21 protein-coding genes are annotated in these 16,474 nt (G+C 49.3%); 4 read left to right on the top strand and 17 right to left on the bottom strand.

The annotated features are described in order from the left end of the window. Positions 1 to 14: 14 nt before the first annotated feature. Genes BLQ36_RS03970 through BLQ36_RS03960 form a run of 3 tightly spaced genes read right to left on the bottom strand, consistent with a single transcriptional unit; the run spans position 15 to position 1,945 of the window. Positions 15 to 611: an alpha/beta hydrolase gene (locus BLQ36_RS03970; protein WP_074514085.1), complete on the bottom strand. Its 597-nt coding sequence runs from the start codon at positions 609 to 611 to the stop codon at positions 15 to 17. Between the two features lie 20 nt (positions 612 to 631). Then, complete coding sequence (locus BLQ36_RS03965) at positions 632 to 1,255, bottom strand: TetR/AcrR family transcriptional regulator (RefSeq protein WP_074514084.1); 624 nt, start codon at positions 1,253 to 1,255, stop codon at positions 632 to 634. Between the two features lie 48 nt (positions 1,256 to 1,303). After that, the gene (locus BLQ36_RS03960) at positions 1,304 to 1,945 is read right to left on the bottom strand and encodes a DUF2284 domain-containing protein (RefSeq protein ID WP_081342209.1); all 642 of its coding nucleotides are present in this window, start codon (positions 1,943 to 1,945) and stop codon (positions 1,304 to 1,306) included. Positions 1,946 to 2,069: 124 nt separating this feature from the next. Between BLQ36_RS03960 and BLQ36_RS03955 the strand changes: the two genes are divergently transcribed. Next, positions 2,070 to 2,528, top strand: coding sequence for a lecithin retinol acyltransferase family protein (locus tag BLQ36_RS03955; RefSeq protein WP_074514082.1), 459 nt, complete (start codon positions 2,070 to 2,072; stop codon positions 2,526 to 2,528). A 77-nt stretch (positions 2,529 to 2,605) separates the two neighbouring features. Here BLQ36_RS03955 and BLQ36_RS03950 read toward each other — a convergent pair whose 3' ends face one another. The 7 genes from BLQ36_RS03950 to BLQ36_RS03920 all read right to left on the bottom strand — a co-directional run bounded on the left by BLQ36_RS03950 (position 2,606) and on the right by BLQ36_RS03920 (position 8,476). Continuing rightward, positions 2,606 to 3,898 (bottom strand): hypothetical protein, encoded by a 1,293-nt coding sequence (locus BLQ36_RS03950; RefSeq protein WP_074514081.1) that lies wholly within the window; start codon positions 3,896 to 3,898, stop codon positions 2,606 to 2,608. A 271-nt stretch (positions 3,899 to 4,169) separates the two neighbouring features. Next, positions 4,170 to 4,568, bottom strand: a complete 399-nt coding sequence (locus tag BLQ36_RS03945) for a hypothetical protein (RefSeq protein ID WP_180364827.1) — start codon at positions 4,566 to 4,568, stop codon at positions 4,170 to 4,172. 52 nt (positions 4,569 to 4,620) lie between these two features. Further along, positions 4,621 to 5,073, bottom strand: a complete 453-nt coding sequence (locus tag BLQ36_RS03940) for a GNAT family N-acetyltransferase (protein WP_074514080.1) — start codon at positions 5,071 to 5,073, stop codon at positions 4,621 to 4,623. Positions 5,074 to 5,095: 22 nt separating this feature from the next. Continuing rightward, complete coding sequence (locus BLQ36_RS03935; protein WP_218970064.1) at positions 5,096 to 5,926, bottom strand: MBL fold metallo-hydrolase; 831 nt, start codon at positions 5,924 to 5,926, stop codon at positions 5,096 to 5,098. A 235-nt stretch (positions 5,927 to 6,161) separates the two neighbouring features. Beyond that, complete coding sequence (locus tag BLQ36_RS03930; RefSeq protein WP_074514079.1) at positions 6,162 to 6,878, bottom strand: hypothetical protein; 717 nt, start codon at positions 6,876 to 6,878, stop codon at positions 6,162 to 6,164. Between the two features lie 157 nt (positions 6,879 to 7,035). After that, complete coding sequence (locus BLQ36_RS03925; RefSeq protein ID WP_318260907.1) at positions 7,036 to 7,419, bottom strand: DUF488 domain-containing protein; 384 nt, start codon at positions 7,417 to 7,419, stop codon at positions 7,036 to 7,038. A 181-nt stretch (positions 7,420 to 7,600) separates the two neighbouring features. Then, the gene (locus tag BLQ36_RS03920; RefSeq protein WP_074514078.1) at positions 7,601 to 8,476 is read right to left on the bottom strand and encodes a LysR family transcriptional regulator; all 876 of its coding nucleotides are present in this window, start codon (positions 8,474 to 8,476) and stop codon (positions 7,601 to 7,603) included. A gap of 130 nt (positions 8,477 to 8,606) precedes the next feature. Here BLQ36_RS03920 and BLQ36_RS03915 point away from each other — a divergent pair, with 130 nt between their 5' ends. The 3 genes from BLQ36_RS03915 (at position 8,607) to BLQ36_RS13635 (ending at position 10,287) form a co-directional block, all read left to right on the top strand. Continuing rightward, entirely contained in the window at positions 8,607 to 9,359 is a 753-nt protein-coding gene (locus tag BLQ36_RS03915) for an AzlC family ABC transporter permease (RefSeq protein ID WP_081342207.1), read from the top strand. After that, the gene (locus tag BLQ36_RS03910; RefSeq protein WP_074514077.1) at positions 9,346 to 9,675 is read left to right on the top strand and encodes a branched-chain amino acid transporter permease; all 330 of its coding nucleotides are present in this window, start codon (positions 9,346 to 9,348) and stop codon (positions 9,673 to 9,675) included. The genes BLQ36_RS03915 and BLQ36_RS03910 overlap by 14 nt, the downstream gene beginning before the upstream one ends. 189 nt (positions 9,676 to 9,864) lie before the next feature. Further along, positions 9,865 to 10,287, top strand: a complete 423-nt coding sequence (locus BLQ36_RS13635) for an EamA family transporter (RefSeq protein WP_412582399.1) — start codon at positions 9,865 to 9,867, stop codon at positions 10,285 to 10,287. Here BLQ36_RS13635 and BLQ36_RS03900 read toward each other — a convergent pair. The 7 genes from BLQ36_RS03900 to BLQ36_RS03870 all read right to left on the bottom strand — a co-directional run bounded on the left by BLQ36_RS03900 (position 10,196) and on the right by BLQ36_RS03870 (position 16,474). Beyond that, positions 10,196 to 10,543 (bottom strand): arsenate reductase family protein, encoded by a 348-nt coding sequence (locus BLQ36_RS03900; protein ID WP_074514075.1) that lies wholly within the window; start codon positions 10,541 to 10,543, stop codon positions 10,196 to 10,198. The two genes, BLQ36_RS13635 and BLQ36_RS03900, sit on opposite strands and share 92 nt — an antisense overlap. Beyond that, complete coding sequence (locus tag BLQ36_RS03895) at positions 10,509 to 11,102, bottom strand: DUF5662 family protein (RefSeq protein WP_074514168.1); 594 nt, start codon at positions 11,100 to 11,102, stop codon at positions 10,509 to 10,511. Before BLQ36_RS03895 ends, BLQ36_RS03900 begins: the two co-directional genes overlap by 35 nt. 81 nt (positions 11,103 to 11,183) lie before the next feature. Next, positions 11,184 to 12,689 (bottom strand): NAD-dependent dihydropyrimidine dehydrogenase subunit PreA, encoded by a 1,506-nt coding sequence (gene preA, locus BLQ36_RS03890; protein WP_074514074.1) that lies wholly within the window; start codon positions 12,687 to 12,689, stop codon positions 11,184 to 11,186. A 160-nt stretch (positions 12,690 to 12,849) separates the two neighbouring features. Beyond that, positions 12,850 to 13,644 carry a transporter substrate-binding domain-containing protein gene (locus tag BLQ36_RS03885; RefSeq protein ID WP_074514073.1) on the bottom strand — a complete coding sequence of 265 codons (795 nt, stop codon included), beginning with the start codon at positions 13,642 to 13,644 and terminating at the stop codon, positions 12,850 to 12,852. Positions 13,645 to 13,667: 23 nt separating this feature from the next. Next, a complete protein-coding gene (locus BLQ36_RS03880) occupies positions 13,668 to 14,909 on the bottom strand; it encodes an STAS domain-containing protein (protein WP_074514072.1) in 1,242 nt (413 codons plus the stop codon). Between the two features lie 112 nt (positions 14,910 to 15,021). Continuing rightward, positions 15,022 to 15,843: an acetolactate decarboxylase gene (budA, locus tag BLQ36_RS03875; RefSeq protein ID WP_318260906.1), complete on the bottom strand. Its 822-nt coding sequence runs from the start codon at positions 15,841 to 15,843 to the stop codon at positions 15,022 to 15,024. A gap of 196 nt (positions 15,844 to 16,039) precedes the next feature. Then, positions 16,040 to 16,474, bottom strand: coding sequence for a hypothetical protein (locus BLQ36_RS03870; protein WP_074514070.1), 435 nt, complete (start codon positions 16,472 to 16,474; stop codon positions 16,040 to 16,042).

The following is a 16,474-nucleotide window of genomic DNA, read 5'->3' as shown; positions in this document are numbered from 1 at the left end:
CTTTCCTCAAAACCTCATTTCACACGCAAAAGCCAGTCGTCCAGAAATTTCATCTGCTCATCCGTATGGAACCAATGCTCACCATCTTCCATTACGGTAAGGCCAGCACCATGTTCCTCGGCAAAAATCCGCATCGTCGCGTAATCTGTCAGTTCGTCTCTGCCTCCATACAGGATTTGCGTTGGCACCGTCCAGTTCAGCGGATGCTCGCGCACATAGGATAGATACTCCCAGGACAAATCCTCGCCAAATTCCGTATGGATAATGCCCTTATCCTTTAATTCTTCCTCCGTGACCTGCGCCCACTTCATCATATTCATGATGAGCTTTTCCATATCCACCACTGGCGAAATGAAATAGGCCTGCTTAATATATGAATCAATCCCACCGCACATGCTGAAAAACGCACCAATGCTGTTGGCAATCAGCAGCACATTATCATACTTCTTATAGAATTCCCTAACAGTCTCTCGAATTTCCTTTCCTGTTTCCCATGGGGTGAACGTCTGATAATCAAGCCCCTGCACCTTCGCATTGGGAAAAATCTTCCGATAATGCTGAGCCTCCTCTGCACTTCCGCCCTTCCCATGGACGTAAACGACAATATCCATAATACCCTCGTACTTTCTCTTTACTTCTTGACCAATGCCCCAAAGATTGCGTCCTTGTCAAAATCTCCTGTAGCAAAGCCTGGCACTTCCTTGAAGGCCTTGCAGTAGGCAAGACTCATCTCGGTAAAGGTCGCGCTCATCTCTTCATCGGTATAAGGGCAGTCGTCGGTGACTATGAGTGTTGCAAAGCTGAAGGCCACCAGCCACAGATTGCGAAAATATTTGTCCGCCGTTGCCCCATCCATGTGATAGATGCGCATAACCGACTCCCGCACAAGCTCCTGGGAAAAATGCAGGGCATCCATAGCACCGCCCACCGCCTCATCCGGTTTGGTCAAAAAAAGCAGCTTGTAAAGCTCAGGCTCCTCCTTGGCAAATTGGATATACTGCTGGCCAACGCCCAAAAACGGCACCGGGCCTTTGAGCCCCGTCTCGATATATTGCCGATAGCGCCGCTTAGCCATGGCATAGACCTCAACCTTCAGCTGTTCCATCGTCGTGAACCACGTAAAGATTGGCCGTGGTGATACGCCAAGCTCCGCTGCCACCTCTCGCGCCGTCACCGCATCGATTCCCTTCTTGCGCACCACTTCCAGTGCAGCTGCGACAATCTCCTCTTTTTGAAACTTAACCTTTGGGGGCATAAACCTAATCCTTTCATGTAAAACAATCGTTACGTAACACATGTTATCTTATCGATTCTTAGTTGACTTGTCAAGTCCTTCCTCGCGTTTCTCGTCAAAAGTCATATCCATGACCGCCCACATATTCTCCGTTATTTCTGCTGTCGTTGCGATACCATGAACCAAGGTGAAATAATTAGGCAGCCTGTCTTGGCACCACTGAATTTCAATTCCCAGCATTTCCCGGGCGATTGCGGTCAGATTAAAGCCAAAGGCATCTAAGGAATACCGCATCTTATCCGGCCAGCGGCAAGGTGTGCCCTCGCCTCGGCTGCAAACAGAGCAAAGATTGCAGCCCCCCGAGGATAACGCCATACTTCCCGGAAGCTTCGCCTCTAGCTTCCGCATCTTTTCTTCCATCGCCAGCTTTACTTCCACCACAATATTCCAGCCCATGTCTTTGACCTTCTCCGCCGTATCGGCTTGCTTAATCGTCTCGGGACTCAAATTTATCTTAGCCCCCACCACATACATCCACGGAAACTTTTCCAAATAGGCCGCCGCATCAAAGGGCAAGGGCGGACAACTCCAAACCGTATTATAGTTGGGGCAGGCCTTGCAATAGGCAAGATAGTTGCCAATATCTTGATAATTTTGCTGAAACACCGACAGGGGCATTCCGCTCTTTCTATATTCCACCGAATAATCCATAGCAAATCACACCTTTGGTTATCATAGTCTTTTCCATCAATAGTTTCGCCAGCAAAGGATATTTCCCTTTTCTGGCGAATAAAGCAATATTATCCATTTTCATCGTACCACAAGAGGTGATATCATGACAGCCATAAAACCTGGCGACATCCTTTACGTCAAACGCACCGGCTACCGCCATTTTGGCATCTATGCCGGCAACCAGCAGGTCATCCACTACTACAAAGAAAAAAATCCCTTGGTTAGCGATGGCATCATCAGCGAAACCACGCTGGCAGATTTTCAGGGCGTCAGTGACACGATTTACGTGTTAAACTCCACCACACCATCCGGTCCGCCACTTTTTGACTGGATCGTCCACCGCCTGCTGGGGGACGATATCGAATTATTCTCTCCCGAAGAAACCGTCGCCAGGGCCCGCAGCAAACTAGGCGAACGGGGCTACAACCTGCTACTAAACAACTGTGAACACTTTGCCCTTTGGTGCAAAACCGGCATCGCCCAATCCGCCCAAAGTGACTACCTTCTCTCCTGCCTGCAGCTGTTAAATCCCCTCCCATCCCCACACCAAGAAACGGACTGACCGAATTAACCGGTCAGTCCGTTTTTATTGATAGCCCTTCGATTTTCACTAACAGATTTATCTTCCATTTGTCAGTATCACATCGTCTTTTTCAAGGATAGATTTTCCCGGGCATATTCCTGCAAATCCTCCGTCGTCTCTGCCACTTCTTTTGCATAGGCCTTGATATCCTGGGTCAATTGCTTCGTGTTGGCCACCGACATTTCCCCGAGCTTTCGGAACAACTTTTTATGCTCAGGACGAAATTCCATATCCTCATCGTACTTACGGAAAAGCAGCCGTATCATCTTGCGCCGCAAAAATTTCTCCCGAATGATATTCTCCCGTTCCTGCACCCAAGCCACCGCCAGCACCGCCAGCAACAGGATGCCCATATACCCAAGCAGCGGATACATCCAGGCAACCAGCTGGGAAAAACCGCCAAAGCTGCAAACATAACCCAGCGCCACAATAGCCAGAAGGATTTTGCGCATCTTGCTGGTATCACTGCCGGCAAACCGCCGGGCCGTGGCATAGTAAAGACTAAAAGCCGTATTGAAAATCAACGCGAATATGACCACTGCATAAATGCCGGCAAAGAGCGGATGAATCTCATTCACCAGCGTCAGCATCGGAATCTCTACATCCTTAACCTTGTCGAGATTAGCAAACAGCGCCATCGAAGCACTGCCCACAATCAAACCGATAAGGGCACCGCCTAAGGCGCCGCCTTTTTCCGCATCGCCAATGCGTACCACCGAACCGCCAAGCACAAAGGCCATGGAAACACCATTCATCACGCAAAGGGCAAAGTAATTGATAACGGCCAAATAAACATTCGGCATTGCCGGCCGCATTGTCCTCGACACCTCATCGAGGAGCGTGAAATCATAAGACTTACCCCAAAAGGTATAGCCCGTTGCCACTAAAATCATAACCACGATGATGGGCGTAAAAACGCCAAGCACCCGGGTAATCTTATCAAAGTCCATAAACGCAATCACAGCAATCAGCACCGAACACAGTAGTGCCCCCAGCCAACTTGGCAGGCCGAATTGCTGCTGTAAATTGGCCCCAGCCCCAGCGACCATGACAAAACCAACGGCAAAACAGGAAACCACCAACGTAATGTCAATGATACGCCGGATGACAGGATGGGCAATCTGCTCCAAGACTTCCTGATGATTATTCGACTGATAATGTGACCCCAGGGTCACAATGATGCGCCCAAAAACTATATTCAACAGGCCCAGTACAAGAACGCCCACCAAGCCTATTTCACCAAAGCTCAAAAAATACTGCAGCAAGTCCTGCCCCGAAGATAGACCTGCCCCCACCAAAACGCCAACATAGGCCATAGCAACAGATACAGATTCCTTACTAAAACTCATCCGGTCACCCTTTCTTTTATGTATTTAATAAACATTTCATACATACATTTTAACATAAATGTTATAGTAACGCAAAAAACAGACGAATTACCACCAAAACCGACTGGCAATCCGTCTATTTTTACACGGCTTTTATTTTAATCCTGGGTCATCGAAAATTTCGTTTCGATAACAGACACAAGCTTATGCATCGTATTCGTAGCGTTATACCATATAAAAAGCTGACCAGTAAATTGACCGGTCAGCCTGCTCTATCCTATACTACTATGTTTCAAACTTTGCCCAACGCATTCATCATTAAAGCAGCCGTTTCGGCGCTGGCCATCTTCTCCGCCTCAGCGGGGATAGCCTGCCCTGATTTTTCCACCTGCGTGCTCAGTATCGTCGGATTCTCCTCGGGGTGCGCCGCATGGGTCTTGCTCTGTGACACGATGCGGTCACCTGCATAAATGGTTACGAGCACCGAACCATCCGACATAACCTGCGTGACCGTAGTGGTTTCCTCGCCATTATCGCCCTCGCCGGTATCACGGATACCGCCGCCAGTCTCAAGCTGGCGGAGCATATGGGAAAACACCGTTTTGGCCACCGGGGTCTTATCCCGCTTCGACGACTCTGTTTCTGCGGCACCTGAATTCCACAGCACCGCTTTTGTTGCTTGAATCTCCATACAATCCTCCTTTACTAACACCTCTCTTCTATATATCGTAAAAAAAGAGATTTTAATAAGGGCGCAATTTCTTCCGCAAAACAATCATATCAATCAGCCTATGCCCGCACTCAACGATGGGATGATCATAGTTCTCGACAAAGAAATTCTTCCGCACATGGTGCCGGACAAACCCGCAGTGCTCATAAAAGGGAATAGTCAACGGACTGTCGCCGGTTCCCACCTGAAGCCAGTCATAGGACGCTCGATACCGATTTTCCACGTATTCAATGAGTTCTTTCCCATACCCTCGCCCCTGCCACGCTGGGGCAACGGCGATATTCATGATTTCCAGTATGCCAGTTCCTGCATCCGTTACCACACACTCAGCTCGCACTTCGCCTTCATCCGCAAGGACATACATCGTACCTGCTGCCAAATACTTTTCAACCATACTCTGCTGCTCATCAGCTAGCAGGAGCAACGGCATATATTCCTGCTTTTCTTCTGTCGCATATATTTCCATAGCAATTGTCCCTTTTACGTAATTACCAATCCAGCACCAGGCCGACCTGCATCTTTTGCAATCGGCTTCCGAGCTCTTCTTTTAACCACTTATAAGCTCGTTCTTCCGTACAATGGCCCGTGCAAACATACTCTATCCCCGTCGCTTTGATTTCCTGTGCCACCTTTTGCACTTCAGCTTTGCTCTTCTTATAAAGATGAAAGCCGCCAATAAGCCCATAAATATACTGCCCCGGAAATGCCGTCTGGACTTCGCGAATGATATTTGCCGCCCCGCCATGACAGCACGAATTGATGATGACCAACCCTTTGGCCGTTTCGATGACCACGCTTTGCTCATGCGAAAAATCATCGTACACAAAGCCTGCCGCAGTTTTCACATACATCTTCTCCCGCCGGCCGATTTCCTCAAGCCGTGCTGTCTTATGCGGAACCAGATACACACCGTCGCAGAGCTTGTAATCACCAGACACCAAGACCAGCCGGTTTCGATACGTTTCGAGCATCTTTTTCGGAATACCGATATACTCTTTAAAGAAGAACCATTTCTGGCTGTAACAATTTTCTCCTGCCGCATCACGCAGGTAAAACTTCGCCTTATCATTGTGCGCGAAAAAATACGGCACGCCATTGGCATGGTCAAAGTGCGCATGACTGAGTACACCGTAATCGACCTCCTCAATAGATAGGCCCAACTTTTCCATATTGGCTGCAAACAATTCGGACGCGCCACAGTCGACCAAAATCTTCTGCGCACCATATTCCACCAACAGCGAGAGCCCCCACTCGCCCGTAAACTTTCCCGTTGCCACATTATCCACCACTACCGTCAGACGTGTCGTCATTCCCATCATCAGCCAACCTCCCGCTAATATCTCTGCTTTGCTAATAAAAAATATATTTACATCAGTATACCATAAGCGTCAATATCGTTATATTTTTGTAAACATCATGACAAGGCCATTTGACCAAGCACTTTAACTGGTCAAAGTCCTCAAACATAAAACAGACGGCCTGACTTGTCAATACAATGACTTATCAGGCCGTCTGTTTTACCTTGTTGCGCTATCATTCAGATACGCAAACGAATTATTTCTTTGGCATTACGAGATAATCATTTCCCTCTTCACCGAAAAGGCTTTCGCCCGAGAAGAATTTCACGGGCACAATGGTAAGCAAGCCGATGAGGAAATAGATAAAAACCACGGGAATCAGCGCCACAATGCGCGTCGCCTCGAAGAACGTTCTCCCTTTCTGTATCTCCTGCATGAGCAAATGATAGAACCAGCCGAGCAGCGCCATGCTAATGGCAAACGAACCAAGCTGAATCAGCGGCCACATCTCCGGCTTATGGAAAAAGAGCCGCATCACGGCCAATCTGAGGCCAGCCGTCAGGATATACGTTGCCACGATATAGCGGATATAGTTTTTATACCGCAGAAATACCGCAAACCGCCGGCGATTGACAAAGACAGCGGCCACCACCCAAACGATTGCCGCGGCAACACCAATAGAATAAGCGGCCATCACCAATAAAATCACATTGACCATGACACTTAACAGCAACCGGAATAAAAAGTGCCAGACCTTATTCTTATAATTGACATATATCGTCAAAATCAAGAACAAAATGACACCGATTCCTGCCACCATATTAAACAGCATAGCAGCATCACTTGCCAATGCTCCGGTCATGGCGAGGAACGATTTACCTATAACCAGAATCTGGACAATTGCCAATGCCAAAATCCATTTTTTGCACCAGCTCACATCAGCTGAATTGGTGCGTTCACAAAAAGTACTCACAATAAGCCTCCTTTGATTTTTGCAACGTGAAACAATCCGTATTATACCCTTTAATTCTTATAGTTTACTTAACATTTCCCATTGACCGGTCAACCTTCCGTAAAAATACAACGAGCGGCCTGACAAGTCAAAATCTGACTTGTCAAACCGCCCATTCTTACATATTCCGCCGCAGCCACTCCCGCAGCACCAGCACATGATTTTCCTGCTCGTTTTTCGCCGCATACACCAAGGTCACATTCTGCGCCGCTAACAGCTCTCGACAATGGGCAACAAAGGCCGCCGCCCCTTCACTAGCTGCCAGTTCTTCCTGGTAGGCCTCCGCAAAGCCATCAAAGGGCATCTCGCCTTGATGATACAAGCGCCGGATTTCGGTACTAGGCGTAATGACCTTGGCCCATTCATCGAGATGAGCCGCTTCCTTCTTGATGCCTCGCGGCCACAATCTATCCACCAGTATCCGATATCCATCACTTTCCTCTGGCGGTTCATAGATGCGCTTGAGTAAAATCCTGTTCTCCATAAGCAATCCTTTCTGCAAGCCTTACCTCCATCTACCCCTATCCAGGAATACCTTAGCACATCCCGTCCCCATTTGCTGTCAGCTTTATCACAGCCCCACGCGAATACACAGGTTCCAACTCTACGGCTCATTTTCTTGCTGCCGGCGTGTCCTTTTCCCTGATGCCATCCGTATTTTACCTAGATAAAGGCTGTGCATATTATATAAGTTCTGCCACAGTTTCACGGATACATTCGATTAACTTTCTGGTGGCAGGCGATGCTTCTTTGAGACACGGCACAGCTATGCCCATCTCGAAGTATTGGGGCGGAGAAAAGGATGCCAGTTCTACCTGACCGTGCCATTTTTGTGAAATCAACCTTTGATTGAGGCTTACCCCCAGCCCGGCTTCTACCATGTTGTAAGTGGTAAACGCCTCCTGGGTGGAATAGCGCAGATTCATCGACAGATTTTCGCCCTGCAGCAACCTATCCAATTCCGTATCCTGTTGGGGCAGCGGCTGGATAAAAGTCTCTCCCTCCAGCATCTTCGGCGTGAGCTGTTTGGCTCTGGTCAGCGGGTGTCCCTGGGGCAGCCAGGCCACCATCTCGTCACGGTAAAGGGGAATCCATTCGTAGTCTACCTCGGACAGCCTGGCCCCCACGCAGATGTCCAGACGGCGGCTAGCCAGCAGGGTGGCCAGATCACGGTTGCTGCGTTCCAGCATATTCACACGGATATGCGGATACCGTTTCTGGAATTTGCGAATGATCTGCGGCATCCACATAAACGATACACTATAGTAACAGCCCACGGAAACCGTGCCCCGTACCAGGCCGCAAATATCCCCGCTGTATTCCTCCACCTGCTGGTAGGCACGAACAATATTTTCCAGCAAGGGCAGTATCCTATGACCGTTATCGGTGAGTTGTACACCGCCTCTGACACGGGCAAAAACCCGGAATCCCAGTTCTTCCTCCAGCGCATTTATCATGCGGGTGATGCCTGACTGAGTGTACCCCAGTTCCTGTGCTGCCGCTGTAAAGCTCCCCCTCTGGGCAGCCACTAGGAAAGCCTGGCATTTGATGGCGTCCATCCTGCGTAACTCCTTTCTCCATGACAAAAAATCATGTGAACTATGATTTTTTGCATGTTGTATCATGTTTATTTTTATTGTAATCTATCTGTAACATTTCAGCAAGCGCATACCTAGGAGGAGTACAAACATGTCTACAGAAACTACAAACAGCACATCCCCCAGCATGCATCCTGCTTGGCGGGCATTGCAGACGGCATTCCCCTATACCATGCCCATCTTTGCCGGTTTTCTCCTTATCGGCATTGCCTATGGTGTCTTCATGAATGCTTCCGGCTTTAGTTTCATCTATCCTGCCCTGATGAGCCTGCTTATTTTTGCTGGTTCGGTGGAATTCCTGACAGTCCCCATGCTGCTGGCCCCCTTCAATCCCCTGCATGCCTTCCTGGTGGCGCTGATTGTCAATGCCCGGCATATTTTTTATGGCATATCCATGCTGGAAAAATACCGGGGCCATGGCCTGAAAACGCCTTATCTCATTTACGGCATGTGTGATGAAAGCTTTTCCATCAACTTCACCGCAAAAATCCCTGCGGATATCGACAAAGGCTGGTTTTTCTTCTGGGTAACGCTGCTCAATCATCTTTACTGGGTTGGCGGAGCCACTGTCGGCGGGCTATGCGGCTCCTTGCTGACCTTTGATACTCGGGGGCTCGATTTCGTGCTGACAGCTATGTTTGTCAGCATCTTTACGGAGCAATGGCTGCTGGAGGAACGCCACCAAAGTTCCCTTGCCGGCATCGCAATTTCCCTCCTGTGCCTCATGCTATGGGGACCGGAACATTACCTTATCCCCACCCTGCTGGCAATTTTCGCTGTCTTTGCCCTGGGCCGCCATTACTTCGCCCCCGCCAGAAAGGAGCCGGAACATGTCACTGACTGAACAGATCATCACCGTATTGATGGTGGTGGCAGCCACATCCCTCACCCGCTTTTTATCCTTTGCCCTCTTCCCTGCCCCGGAGCGCACCCCTAACTTTGTCCGCTATCTGGGCAAAGTCCTGCCAGCAGCGGTCTTTGGCTTTCTAGTCGTTTACTGCCTGCGGGGCGTAGAGCTGACCGGCGGCAGCCATGGTCTTCCCGAAGCTGCCGCCGTTGCCGTCACCGCCTTCATCCAGGCCCGCACCCATCAAATGCTGCTAGCCATCGGCGGCGGTACCGCTCTCTATATGCTGCTTGTGCAGCTTGTCTTCCGCTGAGCTATTCCTCTTTTTCCCATAACCAGCCAACCGCTCCGCAGGATTATAGCCTGTGGGGCGGTTATCTTATGACACAGCAAAGGAACAGCATTTACAACCATTTACGGCTGGGATACGCAGCCAAAAGCGCGTACAATATCCACTGTCCGTTAGAATACGGGCTGGAAATCTTCGGGGAAAAATGGATACCTGTCCTATGGTGCTACTCTGTTTGGCTATGGCATGTGGAGTGTACTGCTGGGAAAATATACTGCCGCAAAAGTAGCACCGCTTTCCCTGCTGATTCCCGTAATTGACCCGGCCATTGCTCAAATCATCCTGCACGAATCCATTACCGGCCTGCAGCTGGCAGGCTGCGGCATTATCATGCTGGGACTGATTGTCAGCCTGCTACCCCAACTCTGGCAATCTATCTCCCCACAGATCCGATGCCTCCCAATGGTGACGAGGGCTAGCTTCCACGTAAACAGGCGGTCTGACATGTCAAGATTTGACATGTCAGACCGCCTGTTTGCGCAGGTTATCCCTTTGCTGCCTGCCAGCTTTTCCAAAGCTCCGGCTCATACCCCACCGTTGACTCTTTGCCGTTCCTTACGATTGGTGTCTTTATGACCTGCTGATTCTCCAGAAGCGTCGTAAGCTTATCGGCCATATAGTTTATGCGCGCTAAGGCGTCTTTATCCTTGCAATCCGGATTGATCATCCCATCGATGCCCCCATGGGCCCTGGCCACGGACTGGAATTCGCCTTTGCTCATGCCCTTGTCCAGCATGTCGATGAATTGGAACTTTATTCCGCGCTCTTTAAAGAACCGCTGGGCTTTCTTCGTATCGTTACACTTCTTGGTGCCGAAAATCTGTATATTCATATTTTCCTTCTTTCACAACTGATGCATAAATTTTTCGCAGGGACTTGGGCCGCAGCAAGTTCAAATCTTCCGTCGCCGCCAGCTGGCTCAGTATCGTTTCCACAAAAGCCTGCATGTTCGGGCTCATGCCAACACCGGTGGCACATTTATTCTGCCACCATTCGTATTCGGCCTGAAAGGTAAACTCATCCCGGCCGTAGGCCTTAGCTGCCCCCAAGCAGTCACAAATCATTTCCACCGCGTATTTATAGGGCATATCCTGGGGATGGGCGCCATGGTCAAAATTATCCCACCAAGCCTCATAATGATGGAGATTCCGTCCATGATGATGAATCCAGGCCATCGAAAGCCCATTGTTTTCCCGCTTGCAGATTTTTATGGGCGAAACTTTGCCATTGTAGTATTTTACACTTTCGATAAACTCCGTCGGGGAGAACTTGGACCAATCATGCATAAAGCCCTGCCACGGAATCCCCGCAATGCAGCAAAACCGAAACACCCAATATTTATGACGCAGGATCATCCAAGTGTGACCACAGACACGTTCCACCAGATTCACAAGCCCAGCCTCCATTATCGACAATTATCCTGTATCAAGTATAATGCCTTTGGCCGCTCCTGTACATCCCCCATTTCGCCGTCAACCATTTTTGCTTATTCGCTTTCCCGAAGAACCGATGGATTCCGTGGGACATACCAATACACAAAGATGACAGCCCACGCATTTCTTGGCATCGAGAATTGGCCGCCGCCCTTCATCGAAGCAAATGGCCTGGTGACCGCCATCCATGCAGGAAATCTGGCAACGGCCACAGCCAATGCAGGTCTTGCGGTTAAATTTCGGATAGACGATGCTTTCCCGCTCCAAGTCATCCGTCGTAGCGCTTACGGATGCGAGGCCTAGTCCTACTACCTCTCTTACCTGATTAAATCCCTTGGCCTGCAAATAATAGGCCAGGCCGGACTTCAAATCCTCAATGATGCGATAACCGTACTGCATGACTGCCGTCGCCACCTGAATGGAACCGGCGCCAAGCAGCATAAATTCCAGCGCATCCTGCCAGGTTTCCACGCCCCCCATGCCGCTTAAATGCAGCCCACGAAGCTTTGGATTCTGCGCAAGCTCAGCGATAAAGCGCAAAGCAATCGGCTTTACGGCGTTACCGCTATAGCCCCCCACCGCTGACCTGCCATTGACGTCGGGACTGCTGACATAGGTATCGGGATTTACCGCCATCAGGCTCTTGATGGTGTTAATGGCTGAAAGACCATCCGCCCCACCATTAAGTGCTGCCTCAGCCGCCGGACTCATGCGGGCCACATTGGGCGTGAGTTTTGCCAGGATGGGAATGCTGGTTCCGCGCCTAGCGGCGGCGGTGAAGCGCTCCACCAGCGCCGGTACCTGACCGATATCGGACCCCAGCCCCTCTTCCATCATGTTGGGGCAGGAAAAATTCAGTTCCAGAGCATCGGCACCATTTTCCTGACACAGCCGGGCAAGTTCTGTCCACTCCGCATCATTTTGCCCCATGATGGAGGCCAGAATAAATTTCTGCGGATAATTCTTTTTGAGCTGCCGAAAGATCGCCATGTTTTCCGCCACACTATGGTCGGACAACTGCTCGATGTTTTTAAAGCCCATCATGCTGCCATCCGCGCTGTAAATCGCCGAAAACCGTGGCGAGGCTTCTCGTATGGGGAACGCACAGATGGTTTTGAACGATACCCCCGCCCAGCCAGTCTCAAAGGCACGGGCACACATATCATAATTACTGCCCACAACCGACGAGGCGAGCAAAAAGGGATTTTCCAACGGAATTCCACAGATCTCCGTCTGCAACACCGTTCCATTTTCCGGCATGACCGGCACAGAGTCCGGCTTTCTCTCATCAAACAAAAACTGCATAATCTTTTGGATAGGCACTTCTCCACACTTCAAGCAAGCCGTTTCACAGGGGGCAGCGCAGGCGGCACATACATTTTCTTTCGGCAGGCGGGCCGCCGCACATTTCTCATTTTCAAACCATATACTGCGAATCTGCCGGGATGGCTCCAGTGCCTTAGGACATACTTTATCACATGGAGCGTTGCCACAAAGGGCACAATTTTGCACATACCTGCGATTTCCTTTTCCTCCGGGAATCATAATGCCACCCTCCCATCAAACACAACTTCGAATTTACCTTCAGGCAAAAATCCTATAGCAGCGTCCCAAATCGGTTGTTTTCAAACCACCACGTCCCGATTGTCCTCGAAACTTGAAAGGCCGCCACTAAGACAGTCTTGCCTTGTATTTATTCCCATATTCATTTCAGATACTTTTTCTCCAGTCTATCCATGGTACCATCCATCTTCAACTCCGCTAGTACAAAGTTAATGTAGTTCAGCCATTCCTGGTCGCCTTTTTGCATCAGGATGCCACAGGAGTGTCGCGTGAAGGGCTTATCCTTGAGGGGAGCGGCCAGCCGCTTATCCATGCGGACATAATGGGCAGCCTCCACAGTTTCTGTAATCATAATATCCGCCTTGCCCTCGGCAATTTGACGGGGAATATCGGCATTGTCCTTATAGACGATAAGCTGGGCCTGCTGAAAATTTGCATGGGCAAACTTCTCGTTTGTCCCGCCCGGGTTAATCATCACCCGAACTTCTGGCTTATCCATAGCGGCGATGCTTTGGAATCGTTTGGCATCCTTGGCACGACAGAGGATGGTCTTGCCAAAAAGCCCTTCCCCATAGGCATCGGACATGGCCATGTTTTTTGCCCGGTTGTAATTGCGCGAAATGCCGCAAAGAGCAATGTCGAATTTGCCTGCCTGCATATCGGTGGTAAGGGTAGGCCAGGTTGTCGGCACATACTGGATTTTTACCCCCAAGGAATCGGCAATAAGCTTCGATAACTCGGCATCAATTCCTTCATATTTTCCCGTTTGCGGATTTAAATATGACATAGGGATATAATCTCCCGTGGTGCCAATCCGAATCGTTCCGCGGGCAGAAATATCCTCAAGATGGCCAGCCTCCCCATTTGTTCCCACTAACATCAATACGGCCATCAATAGCAGACCTATCCCCTTAACCAGCGCAGTTTTTCTCAGCATAACTCTTTCCACCTTTCCACCATTTAGTTCTCATCCATCTTCCCCAAACCTTTCTGCTGCAAAATTTCCTTTACTTTTTCATTAGCTCGGAAAAATACGATAGGGCTGCTGCAGCTTTCCTGTATTTTCAGCAATAGGCGAATCCCTGCCGATGATATATACTCCAGTCGGGTACAATCAATCCTTACCCCTTCAATACTTCCGCCAATATTGACTTTCTCCCACATGATAAGCAGTTCCGGTGCCGAGATGGTGTCAAGCCTGCCACACAGGGATAGATGGAGGATTTTCTCATTTAACGTATATTGCAACCCAAAGGGATATTCTTCCCTATGTCTGGCCGTATCTTCTAATCCCTTTTTCTCGTCAAGGGTAATGAGCCAATAATGACAATTACGCATGGCTTCCTTAAAGCGCCTAATCTGGTCTGACGCAAGCTGCTTATAAAGGCTTAATTCCGGTAGCTGTTCCCCTAAATTAACCATTTCAGCTTTTAGGCCATGCTTTGCTAAAAGCGCATTAGCCCTTGCCTTAGTAGCAGGTATAGCTGCCGGTTCGACGAGGAAAGAATTTCCAAAGGAAGCCACGGCAGACTGGTCTTGGGCCGTTTCCTTAGTCGCCATGAGTTTTGCCAGCGATTCCTCGCCGAAAACAGCCTGAAAGGTGCCGCAAAACTGCAGTGCATATTCAGGGTCTGGCGTTATCCAGCAACCGCCATATTCCCGTAACAAGGTTTGAATATTGGCGATAACGGTATCAGCCTCCTCCTCACTAAAATACATCATCATGCCTTCCGTTGCGATACATAAAGGCCCGCTAACATCATGCAGCGCTGCTTTTAATGAGGGGTAGTTGGTAGCATCTACTCCCCGAAAGGATGCCTCTGCTGCTTTACTAACCAACGGACGGATAATCGGTTCAACTTCCTGTACCACGATAGGAAGGTCCAGGCCAACAAAATTCCGTGCATGCTCCGTCATATACATGGCCTTTGGCGTATAACCGCAGGGCAAATCCACCACGGTCTTAATCCCAGAAGCCTCAATCAAGCGGCACATGGTACGATACTTGGCCTCCACCACCAACGCATTGCCCAGAATGGTTTCCGCATCTGTCATTTTGGGCAGCAATGCCTTGTCTTCTAAAGCTAAAGCACGAGCAATCTTAGCCGCCCCTGGTATTCCCGCCTTTTCCATCAAGCACACCGCAGTCTTAGCGGTAAGATAAACAGGATTAACGCGTATCTGCATACTCCTTACTGACATTTTGAGCCTCCATGATTTATTTCTGCGTAAATACATTCCAGCAAATCCGTCAAACTTGGCGATACTCTGGTAGCTTGAATGGCAATCGATGCCTGTACGGTGAGTGCTGGGATTATTTTCCTCCCTGTAAACTGCTCTTGGTATCCTGCTCGGCGCTGCGGATATCTTCCTTCATATCCTTGGCCAGATTGATATCGTGGAATTTTTTATCATCATGCAAAATCATGGTGAACTTGTCCGTTTTATCCAGATAGATAGTACCCTTGTCAAGGGAAAGTTCTAAGATGTGGCCGCCCTTCTTCTTGTCATCCGACAGGAAATGGAAATGCCAGCCCACCGAATTCAGTTCTCCCATGTAGCTGGGGCAATAGAGGCCGACCAAGGTGCCCTTAATATTTTTCTCGGTAAACTCAGTCTGTTTCCCCTTCAAGGCTTCCACTAGAGTAGGATACGGCTCCGTGCTTCCGTATTCACTGCGGAATAAAACCGAATCAAACTGCGCATGGAGTTTCACCATGTAGAAGCTGTTTGCGCCTTGCTTTTGAACTTCCTCATTCAAAATCGTTTCAAAGGCTGCTTTATCCTTGATATCCGTTAAATTAACGGCAATATCCTTGTCAAAGAAAGTCACCGTGGCATAGGGGATAATCGTCTTGTCCGGAGCAACGACGACGCGCCCATCCCCTAAGGCCTGATAGACCTTGCCATCCAACACAATCATCTCACCGTTGAGGCCTTCAAAAGTTCCGATACCCGTATCCCCGAGCCTGCGAAGCTGCCCCACCGTCACCGTACCACCAAAATACCCTTGCGCCAAGGATTGCAGCAGAGCTACTTGGGCAATGCTCTCCCGGTCAGCGGTTGCCGCATAACTGGTGCTGCCGATCAGCAAACCTGCCAGAAGAGATGCCATAACCTTCTTTGTCCGATTCATTTTCATACACTCCTTTTCTCTTGCCCGATTATAAAAAAACAGAATATTTCTTCGCTTTGTATTTCTACAGCGATAGAGAACCTTCCTGCTTTTCCGCCCCAAGAAACTGGCAATAGAAAAAGCAAAGCTCCTAAAGTCCATGCTCCAGGAGCTTTGCTCGTTTAACAAAGGCAGCTTACCAATACCACATCTGCTCTCATTCCCCTTGCCAAATCACTTTCATAAGTTGGCGGTAATTGGCGTTTAAATAGTCGATGATGAGTGAGAACATCGTGTAGATTGTATCTCCCTTCAGTTCTTCCTCAATTACCAGGCACACATCCAATAGCAAGTCCCCTTCTTTGTTCAAGTACAGCTTGAAGGGCTTGTAGCCAGAAGATTCCTCGTTGACGCGGGCCAAGAGTTCCAACTGATTTTCTTCCGACATAGCCTTCGGTGCTATCTGTACCCGCACTAAGGCGAAAATGGTCTCATCCAAAATCACAATAGTGGGAAGCTGCTGCCCCTCTATCGTGAGAAAGGAGCGAAACACCACGGTTTTCTGTCCGTCTCCCTTCAATTCATCAACGGAAAAGGAATGAATGTCTTTTTCCGTTAGGTATGCTTGGAATGCTTCTGCTTTCTGGTTCAT

This window comes from Selenomonas sp. WCT3 (assembly GCA_900100835.1).
GTDB classification, from domain to species: Bacteria; Bacillota; Negativicutes; order Selenomonadales; family Selenomonadaceae; genus Selenomonas_A; species Selenomonas_A ruminantium_E.
The sequence above is the reverse complement of the archived record's forward strand: the minus strand, read 5'-3'. Positions and strand labels throughout refer to the sequence as shown.